This is a genomic window from Geomicrobium sp. JCM 19055, from assembly GCF_000698185.1.
Classification (GTDB): domain Bacteria; phylum Bacillota; class Bacilli; order Bacillales; family Marinococcaceae; genus Geomicrobium_A; species Geomicrobium_A sediminis.
The window spans coordinates 25,648-34,882 of the sequence record NZ_BAXL01000035.1 but is presented as its reverse complement, the minus strand read 5'-3'; the positions used below and the strand labels follow the sequence as shown (position 1 = coordinate 34,882).

The 9,235-nt window shown below is 41.8% G+C and carries 11 protein-coding genes and 1 pseudogene; 2 read left to right on the top strand and 10 right to left on the bottom strand.

Going from position 1 to position 9,235, the window contains the following annotated elements; genetic code table 11:
- Positions 1–266: 266 nt before the first annotated feature.
- From JCM19055_RS21650 to JCM19055_RS21605, 10 genes are all read right to left on the bottom strand, one after another.
- The gene (locus JCM19055_RS21650) at positions 267–569 is read right to left on the bottom strand and encodes a hypothetical protein (RefSeq protein ID WP_265182458.1); all 303 of its coding nucleotides are present in this window, start codon (positions 567–569) and stop codon (positions 267–269) included.
- Positions 570–645: 76 nt separating this feature from the next.
- Positions 646–948, bottom strand: coding sequence for a CotY/CotZ family spore coat protein (locus JCM19055_RS32500; RefSeq protein WP_081833890.1), 303 nt, complete (start codon positions 946–948; stop codon positions 646–648).
- A gap of 506 nt (positions 949–1,454) precedes the next feature.
- Positions 1,455–2,237: a hydroxyethylthiazole kinase gene (gene thiM, locus JCM19055_RS21640; protein ID WP_042361302.1), complete on the bottom strand. Its 783-nt coding sequence runs from the start codon at positions 2,235–2,237 to the stop codon at positions 1,455–1,457.
- Positions 2,238–2,308: 71 nt separating this feature from the next.
- On the bottom strand, positions 2,309–3,115 hold the full coding sequence (gene ehuA / locus JCM19055_RS21635) for an ectoine/hydroxyectoine ABC transporter ATP-binding protein EhuA (protein ID WP_042361301.1): 807 nt from the start codon (positions 3,113–3,115) through the stop codon (positions 2,309–2,311).
- Positions 3,112–3,780: an ectoine/hydroxyectoine ABC transporter permease subunit EhuD gene (gene ehuD / locus JCM19055_RS21630; protein ID WP_042361300.1), complete on the bottom strand. Its 669-nt coding sequence runs from the start codon at positions 3,778–3,780 to the stop codon at positions 3,112–3,114. The genes ehuA and ehuD overlap by 4 nt, the downstream gene beginning before the upstream one ends.
- Positions 3,777–4,445 (bottom strand): ectoine/hydroxyectoine ABC transporter permease subunit EhuC, encoded by a 669-nt coding sequence (gene ehuC, locus JCM19055_RS21625; RefSeq protein WP_042361297.1) that lies wholly within the window; start codon positions 4,443–4,445, stop codon positions 3,777–3,779. The genes ehuD and ehuC overlap by 4 nt, the downstream gene beginning before the upstream one ends.
- Before the next feature lie 90 nt (positions 4,446–4,535).
- Complete coding sequence (locus JCM19055_RS21620) at positions 4,536–5,417, bottom strand: transporter substrate-binding domain-containing protein (RefSeq protein ID WP_042361296.1); 882 nt, start codon at positions 5,415–5,417, stop codon at positions 4,536–4,538.
- A gap of 235 nt (positions 5,418–5,652) precedes the next feature.
- The gene (locus tag JCM19055_RS21615; protein ID WP_265182457.1) at positions 5,653–6,021 is read right to left on the bottom strand and encodes a hypothetical protein; all 369 of its coding nucleotides are present in this window, start codon (positions 6,019–6,021) and stop codon (positions 5,653–5,655) included.
- Between the two features lie 117 nt (positions 6,022–6,138).
- Complete coding sequence (locus JCM19055_RS21610; RefSeq protein WP_042361309.1) at positions 6,139–6,693, bottom strand: GNAT family N-acetyltransferase; 555 nt, start codon at positions 6,691–6,693, stop codon at positions 6,139–6,141.
- Positions 6,694–6,803: 110 nt separating this feature from the next.
- Positions 6,804–7,001: a cold shock domain-containing protein gene (locus tag JCM19055_RS21605; RefSeq protein ID WP_042361292.1), complete on the bottom strand. Its 198-nt coding sequence runs from the start codon at positions 6,999–7,001 to the stop codon at positions 6,804–6,806.
- Between the two features lie 212 nt (positions 7,002–7,213).
- Between JCM19055_RS21605 and JCM19055_RS21600 the strand changes: the two are divergent.
- Positions 7,214–8,937, top strand: a pseudogene (locus tag JCM19055_RS21600) (carbon starvation protein A).
- A gap of 9 nt (positions 8,938–8,946) precedes the next feature.
- The gene (locus JCM19055_RS21595) at positions 8,947–9,210 is read left to right on the top strand and encodes a cory-CC-star protein (protein ID WP_042361287.1); all 264 of its coding nucleotides are present in this window, start codon (positions 8,947–8,949) and stop codon (positions 9,208–9,210) included.
- Positions 9,211–9,235: the final 25 nt, after the last annotated feature.

Here is a 9,235-nt window from a genome sequence, read left to right as displayed (position 1 = left end):
CAACAGCCTGAACACCAGGAAACCTGGTGTTTAACTATGCTCGACATGTCGTAAACAACGTTCACACTGAGTAAAGAAACGATCCGCTTTTGTCGGAAGTTTCTCCCCACAATCTTGACATCGGTTTGACTCTTTTAAAAGTTCAGTTTTTTTTCATCGTCCGTTCCTCCTCGTGTAATTTCCCTTGTACAGTTATTGTATTATAACAGATTGATTTTGTCTACAGTTGTTATATAAAAAAAGGCTAACAAATTTGTTAGCCTTTTCTACATTTCTATTGCTCGCTCTGAACGCCTCGCATCAATCATAAGAAGCACTGCTGTTATTATGTGCATGACCCAACCGAGGATTGGAATCCAGGCGAGGCATGCCGTCACAATTCCTAATATACTGCCGTGTTTGTTTTTGCCATCTTTTATACTAAGGACTAACGTTACGATGTGTAGTCCAAGAAGCAATAAAAATAAACCAGGAAACGTATGCGTATAAATGAGCCATCCTAACAGAGGAATTGCAAAGAAAGCCTCTATACCACCTGTGACCCACTTGAGAACCGATGATGTATTCAAGTTATTCATCTCCTCTTGCGACGATTATCTACGTTTATTCTAACACTCTTTATACGTTTCATCGGTATAAGAAGTTTCAACGTCTGACTAAATTTGGATCTAGACATTGTACTTGGCAAAGCGCATGACAATCGACAACTGCATATTGCCACGTTCTTTGCAATTGTACTTGATCCACATTCACACTTTGAATTGGAATTTGCGTTGCGCTTTCTGGTACAACAATTGGCGTTGAAGGTCTCAGTAATTCAAGAGTTACGCACCCTTCATCGTCAATGTCTTTTACTCGAAAATAAACGGTAACAAACGATTCACCGAAGCGATCTTTCCCAAACGCATAAAGTAAATGATTGTGGGATGTTTTAAATAGAACAGGAATCGTTCCATAATTTCCTTCGTTTTTTTAACGATAAGCAATAACAAGATTGTGCACATCCATCTGTTTGATGTTTTAAAATCCACTCGACCTCTTTACATACACATGAACAACCACATCCGCATTGATGTTGATGTTGATTTAGACACGGAATTTTTGGTTCATGCTTTTTATTACCACTATGACAGCCCATAGCTCATCCTCCTTTTACAATACTCTATGCGCAAAGGGGATCGCCCGTATAGTTGATTGCTTTTGTAATTTACTGAAATTTCTTGCTTAATTTGTATGAAAGCGCTACACTTACGTTAAGGATGTCACTATGTCGAGAGGTTGATGATGATGACACCAGCCGGTTTGTTAGCAATTCTCGGATTTTCTTTCATTATGGTAGCAGTCAGTACAGGTATGGCTTTCGTCTTCTTTAGAACTTCTTCAAAACGCGATGTCTAAACAAACAAAACTCCCGATGTCCTCTCCTAATTAGAGTGGATTTACGGGAGTTTTGTTTATACGTATACAAAATGCTCTTTACTAAGCGTTGTGTTGCTTGTTCTTTTTGACAACTCATCAAGAAACGCCTGTTGAAACGTTCCGATTCCTTCCTGCTCACTACGCGTATGCGCTGCCTCCGCACATAATCCATAATCAACGAGGGCACTAGCTACCGCTTCTAATGTGTTCTCTTGCTGAGTACTAACGTAAGCTGTAATAATTGCACCGAGAAGACAACCTGTACCGACAACTTTCGTTAACCACTCGTGGCCACTTGTAATTGTAATCGTCTGTTCTCCGTCACTTACAGCATCCGTTTCACCGGTCACACAAACAATCGTGTTAAGCTCGTTCGCCGCTTTTTTGGCAATCGTGCTCGTTTCAATTGCACTAGAACCATCTACGCCTCGTACGTTCGCTTCCATCCCTACTAATGAAGCAACTTCCCCACTGTTCCCACGAACAACGGTCATCTCAATTTGTTCGAGCAATTGTACCGCTGATTGTGAGCGAAAAGTAGTTGCACCTACAGCCACAGGATCGAATACGATTGGAACATTGTTTTGATTCGCTGAAACACCTGCATTCCTCATAGCTTCAAACTGAACATCAGTAAGCGTTCCCATATTTAATAGAAGTCCGTTAGCTGCTGCTGCCAGATCTGCTGCTTCTTTAGGTTGTTTACTCATAACAGGAGCTGCCCCAACTGCTAGCAAACCGTTTGCTGTGAAATTCATCACCACATCATTCGTTATACAATAAATAAGCGGATGAGTCTCTCTAACATGTTCATTCATCTCTATTCACCACCTATCTCTTATCATAACGTAAAAAAAAGGCCTCGGGAAATTCCCAAAGCCTTCTACCTTTAGTGAGCATTATTAAATCGACCGAGGAATGATTTCAGGCGATCACTTTGTGGATTTTCGATCACATCGTAAGGTGTCCCATGTTCTGCAATTAAACCATTGTCTAAAAATAATACACGATCCGCCACATCACGAGCGAAATCCATCTCATGGGTGATGAGCATCATCGTCGTCTCACCTTCTGATGCTATGTCTTTGATGACCTCAAGCACCTCTCCGACGAGCTCCGGATCTAGAGCTGCTGTCACTTCGTCAAACAACATCACTTTCGGTTGCATAACGAGCGATCGTGCAATCGCAACACGTTGCTGTTGTCCACCAGAAAGCTGTGAAGGGTACATATCCACTTTGTCACTTAACCCAACCTTCTGTAACATTTGCAGTGCACGATCTTTCGCTTCATCTTTCGATAGACCCAAAACGTGAATCGGTGCTTCTGTACAATTTCGCATGATTGACATGTGCGGGAATAAGTTGTACTGCTGAAACACCATGCCAATTTTGCCACGGACTTTTCGTAGATGCTTTTCATCCGCATCCTTTAATTGACCATTTACTTCTTTATGCCAAAGTTGCTCACCATCAATTTCAATCGTTCCTGATGATGGTTGTTCGAGCGTCATTAACATACGTATAATCGTTGTCTTCCCTGAACCGGATGGTCCAATCAGCGCAACTTTCTCTCCTTTATATACATCAAGGTTTAAATCGTTTAGAACAATATTGTTACCAAACGCTTTCTTAACGTTATTGTACCGAACGATCACCTCTCGTGCCGGCTCTAGATTCTCCGCTAGTTCTGTCATGCTTTCACTCCCTTTTCAGCGCTTCCAGGAATTTGACCAGATCTTCGCTCCAAATATCGGATAAATAGTGCACACGGATAACTTAGAACGAGGAATATAAACCCAACAATCGTGATCGGTTCTAAGAAGCGATACGTTTCTGCACCAATTGAACGAGCAATCATCATCATTTCTGTGACATAAATCCCCATTAACAAAGGCGTTTCCTTGAATAAGATAATTAAGTAATTTCCGAGCATCGGAATAATGGGAGGAATCGCTTGAGGTAACACGACTTTCCGCCACGTTTGAACCGGTGAAAAGTTTAATGCTCGACTTGCTTCCCATTGACTCTTAGGAACTGAATTAATTCCTGAGCGATAAACTTCAGATACGTACGTACTGTAATGAACACCAAGCACAATTGCACCTGTTAAAAACGGTCCCATATCAAATGCAAAATAAACGAAGAACAGCTGTACAAGCGGCGGTGTTACACGTATAAACTCAATAATTCCTGCAACAGTTAGCGATAATGGTTTGAACGACGACCTTCGAAGTAACGTTAAAACGAGACCAAGCGTTAATGAAATTGCAAAGGCAGAAAACGTCGCACCAATCGTTACGCCAACCCCTTGGAGTATTCTTGGAAAAATCTCAAATGCAAATGCCCAATCCCACGTCATGCTGTACTCACTCCTTTCGAAGCACGTTTCTCAAGCCAACGAGTAAGGAACACGAGCGGCAACGCCAGTACGAAATAGACGAGCAACAAGTATGTATAAATCTCAACTTGTGCTGCGAGTGACGTATTAGAACTTCTTAGTATGTTCGCGTTAAACGTCATATCTGCTAAAGAGATAAAGTATACGAGTGACGTCCCTTTTAGAAGTTCAATCGCATTGTTCCCGAGTCCAGGTAACATGAGACGAAACGCTTGTGGCAATACAACTCTTCGCATCGTCTGAAACTTAGACATGTTCAAAGAAATCGCAGCTTCTTTTTGCCCTTTCGGTACAGCAAGAACTGCACCTCTTACAACCTCTGAAGCGTACGCACCATAATTTAACCCGAGTGCTAGGCCACCAGCGATAAACGTTGACATTGTAAATGGCATTAATGCCGGAAAGGCAAACGCAAAGAAGAACATTTGCACGAGTAAAGAAGTTCCACGAAAAAGTTCAACAAAAACCGTTGCAACACCACGAACAATTGCAAGCCGACTCGTCCTTGCAAGTCCAGCGACAATAGCAATCGAATACGCGAGAACTGCACCAAACAGAAATGCTTGTACGGTTGTCGTTAATCCACCTAATATATACGGTAAAAATGTATCGATGTTAGTGAACATCTTCAGTCTCCTCTTTCTTGCTTAATCTTGTGATGTAAAAAAGCACGGACGTTTGTATTCCCGCCGTGCTTCATCGATTAAAGCTTACGCTTAGCCTTCATCTCCACCTGCATTGCAACGATCTTCTGTTGTCACACCTTCAACGACATTGTCCGCACTAAACCCGAATTCTTCTAAGATTGCGACAAACTCGTCACTACCTTGTAAATCCGCTAACGCTTCGTTGTATGCTTCACGCAAATCATCATCGTCACTACGGAATAGCGCTGCACCGTAAGCAACTTGCTCTTCACCTTCAATAACTGGGTTCGTGAAGTTCTCTGGTTGTTCAATTAAATTCTCATCCGCTGTTGCAATCGCTGCATTCATCGTCGCATCGGTCATCACAGTAACATCTGCATCACCTGATTCAACGGCTGCTATGTTCCCTGGGATGTCATTCGCTGGCATAATGTTCAAGTCCGCTTCAGGATCGAGCCCTTTTTCTTCAGCAATCGCTTCTAGCATGCCGAATTGATTCGCTCCAGACATCACTGAAATTGTCGCCCCTGCTTCAACTGCATCTTCATAACTATGAAGATCCATTGGGTTCCCCGCTTGTACTGCCATTCCTTCACCATAGCTATATTCAATATCACCAAAAGAAGCATTCTCACAACGTTCTGGTTGAACGTCCATACCCGCCGTAACAACATCATAGTTGCCAGCATTCAAACTAGGAATAAGGTTATCCCAGTCCGAAACTTCCGCATCAATGACTTCAACACCCATACGCTCGAATACAGCTCGAGCAATTTCTGCACTCGCTCCAGTTGCTTCATTTGTGCTTGTGTCTATGTATCCGTATGGCTCTTCATTGGCAACACCTAACGTTACCCCGTTCTCTTGAAAGTCCTCTACTGAAGTGCTCGTTCCACATGCAGCAAGCGCTAAAATTGCAGCAGGAAACAAAATAAGACCGAATTTTCGCATTCGTTAATCTCCCCTTAAAATTCTTATTATTTACCTGATACTACGTTGTCCTAGAATTAAGTATGACTCGTAGCTTTTTCTTATCTTATCATATATTAAAAATGGTTCAAACTTACTGATTCGTATATATTACCTGTTAATTGCGATAATTACGCTAAAAAGCCATATGAGCGAGTGAGATTACTAAAGCTAGATAATCATCACTATTCCTCGCTCATACGGTAGATGTCAATTTTTATGACAGTTTGCGTTCAGCTAACATCCGTTTGTACCTCGAATGCACGTTCACATTTACAACAACGAGTGCAATTGGATAAATGACGGGTAATGTAAGCATCGTCTCATCCACTTCGATCGTTCCAAATGATTGTAGAATTGATATAACAAATAAAGCCGTCCCAACAATCAGTAAGCTAATTCGCAAACTAATACGATAGTTGTGATGTGCCTCTGGAGCAATCATTCGTTCAAAGTTCATAACTTCTTTATACTTCGGAATGATCAGTGCTAGTAACGCTCGTGTGTTTTGGCGTTCAAAAATCGCCCAAGCGATAAAAATAACCGCAATGATCATTAGTACCGTAGGAAATGAAAATGAAGCCATTGCAAAAATGTACAAAAAAATAAGCGATCGTAAATAAAATACTGACGATCAGATGATCGTATTTCTTAAATGCTAAATAATCGTTTGTTTCCATCGTACAACGTTCTTCCCTTTCCTCTATCCCTGTTGTCGCTCCAACCAAGTTGATCGTAGAAGACTGTATTGATATAAATCATGATAGTGGTCATAAAGCCATTCTCCGTCTTTAACGACCCCTTCCAATTCAAACCCTAGGCGCTTAGGAATTCCTTGACTTTCAAAGTTTTCAACACCGCAATTAATTTGCACACGGTTTAGTTGATATTCTTCGAAAAGAACATAAAGACAAGCATCCACAGCCTTCGTCATAATCCCTTTGCCGACAGCCTGTTGCGATAACCAGTAGCCCATTGTTGTTTTGCGACTCGCCCAGTCAATATCATGAAGGCCAATCATCCCGACAAATTCTCCATCATAACGAATTCCGGCTTGAAACCCTCTACCCTCTGCAAATTGTTGGAGCCAAGAACCTATAATTGGTTGATAGTCATATATTGATTTTACCTGATCAACCCAAGGAAGCCAACGCCTTAAATGTGCTCTTGAGTTATGTACAGCTTCATACATTGCTTCAATATGGTTCATTTCTATAAGATGAATCTGTATGTGTTCATCAACTCTTATACTAAACATCGTAATCACCGCCACACTCTATGTCTGGCAGTTCCCTCCCTATCCTATTAGATCCATCAAAAAGAAAAAAAGCGGCGCAACGATGCAACCGCTTCCAACTTAATTATTCTCTATGGACGCACAACATTAGCCGCTTGCGGGCCTCTGTCGCCTTCGACGATTTCAAATTCTACTGTTTCACCATCTTCGAGAGTCTTAAACCCTTCCACTTGAATAGCAGAGAAATGTACAAATACGTCGTCTCCGTCTTCTCTTTCAATAAAACCAAAACCCTTTTCTGCGTTAAACCACTTTACTGTGCCTTTCATCGTATAAAGGCCTCCTTACATTTCAATCTCAAGTGAGTCATCTTCACTTTTTCCCTTCTAAATTACCATGAATAAATCGTTGATGCAACTAATTTTTTGAATATTACACCATTTGGCTATGGTTCTTTTAAATACTTTGTAAATAAATCCTACAAAATTGTTGACCAAGGCTTTATACTTAAGCTTAACACGTTTGAAAGGAGTGTTTGATCATGCCTGGTATTGGTTTAGCTTTAATTGGAATGATCGTATTTGCTCTCGGTTATCGCTATTATTCTAAATACATTGCCGAGAAAGTATTCAGATTAGACCCAAATTTCCAAACCCCTGCAGAACAATACAATGATGGGGTCGATTTTGTACCAACAAAGAGATCCGTCGTTTGGGCGCATCATTTTACCTCTGTTGCTGGTGCAGCACCTATTTTAGGACCAGCTATCGCCGTCTATTGGGGTTGGTTACCTGCGTTTATATGGGTTGTGCTTGGAACTGTATTCGCCGCAGGTGTTCATGATTTTGGTGCTCTTGCATTATCGGTTCGGAACAAAGGTCAATCCGTCGGAACAATTGCCAACAAGCTCATTGGTCGTCGTGGGAAGCTATTATTTTTGTTCATTATTTTGCTCCTCGTTGTTATGGTAAATGCTGTATTTGCATGGGTTGTTGCAAACCTTTTTATTAGCTTCCCGGCAAGTGTTATCTCAATATTCATTCAAATACCAATCGCCCTTTGGATTGGTGTTGCGATCCACAAGCGTCAAAAAAAGCATGCTAATCCCATCTATTATTGCTCTAGCCATTATGTATGGTACAGCCGTACTCGCTGCTCAATTTCCTATATTACAAATTGATTTAGTCAGTTACTTTGGCGGAGAAGAAGGCACTGTTCTTGGAATGGGCGCTGTTCCGATGGCTTTCTTAATTTGGATCGTAATCTCATTCATTTATGTGTATTTTGCATCTACTTTACCAGTTTGGCGATTACTACAGCAAGAGACTACATCAATGCCCAACAATTTGTCGTGGGACTAGGGTTGCTCTACCTTGCCATTTTCGTAACAAACCCTACAGTCACTGCACCAGCTACTCGATCTGTTGATGATGTTTCTTGGTTCCCATTGTTATTCATCACTGTCGCCTGCGGCGCAATCTCTGGCTTCCACGCCTGGTTGCATCGGGAACTTCATCCAAACAAATTCGTCGTGAACCGGATTCCCGCATGGTCGGTTACTTAGGAGCGGTCGGTGAAGGCGTACTGGCATTGCTCTCAATTATTGCTGTTACGACGTTGTTCGCTTCTGCCGATGCGTTTAACGCGGCCTACACTAGCTTTAACGTTGCAAATGAAACAGGGCTTAATAATTTCATTGCAGGTGCTGGGCAACTTGCAACCGGCTTAATGATCCCCGCTCATGTTGCAGAAACGATCGTTGCCGTTATCGTAATCAGCTTTGCGGCAACAACACTTGATACTTCAGTACGATTAATGCGCTATATTATCGCTGAACTTGCGACTGAATATAAAGTGCCTACATTAACGAAAAAGCACGTTGCTACTTCCATTGCTGTTGCATCGAGCATGGCTCTCGTTATGATGCCAGGAGATGATCGTGGATTTGGTTCAGGTGGTTACTTACTATGGCCACTGTTCGGTACTCAAAACCAATTGCTAGCAGGTATTACTCTCCTCCTCATCACGATTTGGCTCAGGAAACTCGGAAGGAACTATTTCATCACACTCATACCGATGATCTTTCTTCTTACGATGACACTATCGGCGATGTTCATCCAGCTTACGACCGAATGGCTCCCATCAGGAGAATGGCTATTGTTTGGAATCGGTTCAATTGTCTTTGTATTCGCCTCTTGGATTTGTTTAGAAGCGATCTTTATATTTAAGAAGAAAAACGATACCAACCAAGATTTAGACGTATAGGAGAGTCCTATGAATTTCTCAAAAAAAATTGCTCAAGCATTAGCGTGGTACGATGAAGTCTTAAGCCTTCCTCATAAAGCAGATGTAAAGCGCGAGCTGCGCGATGAGGATGATTTATTTCATTTACTATGCTTCTCGGAAATGCTTGGCCTACCGAATCCAGTATCTTATTACACACTAGAAATGTATCCTCATATCATTGAGCAATTCCACGATTGGCATTTGCGCATGGGCATGGAGAAGTCCCCCCTTGACCAAATTCGCTGTTGCTAATCACTACACGAGGTGAACAAGCGAT

What these genes read in the sequence shown, in the direction of transcription:
- ehuA (WP_042361301.1), bottom strand. Translation starts at nt 3,115, where the DNA reads ATGACAGAACTAGCGGAGAATCTAGAGCCGGCACGAGAGGTGATCGTT.
- JCM19055_RS21620 (WP_042361296.1), bottom strand. Translation starts at nt 5,417, where the DNA reads ATGCGAAAATTCGGTCTTATTTTGTTTCCTGCTGCAATTTTAGCGCTT.
- ehuD (WP_042361300.1), bottom strand. Translation starts at nt 3,780, where the DNA reads ATGACGTGGGATTGGGCATTTGCATTTGAGATTTTTCCAAGAATACTC.
- JCM19055_RS21615 (WP_265182457.1), bottom strand. Translation starts at nt 6,021, where the DNA reads ATGGCTTCATTTTCATTTCCTACGGTACTAATGATCATTGCGGTTATT.
- JCM19055_RS21610 (WP_042361309.1), bottom strand. Translation starts at nt 6,693, where the DNA reads ATGTTTAGTATAAGAGTTGATGAACACATACAGATTCATCTTATAGAA.
- thiM (WP_042361302.1), bottom strand. Translation starts at nt 2,237, where the DNA reads ATGAATGAACATGTTAGAGAGACTCATCCGCTTATTTATTGTATAACG.
- JCM19055_RS21595 (WP_042361287.1), top strand. Translation starts at nt 8,947, where the DNA reads ATGAATTTCTCAAAAAAAATTGCTCAAGCATTAGCGTGGTACGATGAA.
- JCM19055_RS21605 (WP_042361292.1), bottom strand. Translation starts at nt 7,001, where the DNA reads ATGAAAGGCACAGTAAAGTGGTTTAACGCAGAAAAGGGTTTTGGTTTT.
- ehuC (WP_042361297.1), bottom strand. Translation starts at nt 4,445, where the DNA reads ATGTTCACTAACATCGATACATTTTTACCGTATATATTAGGTGGATTA.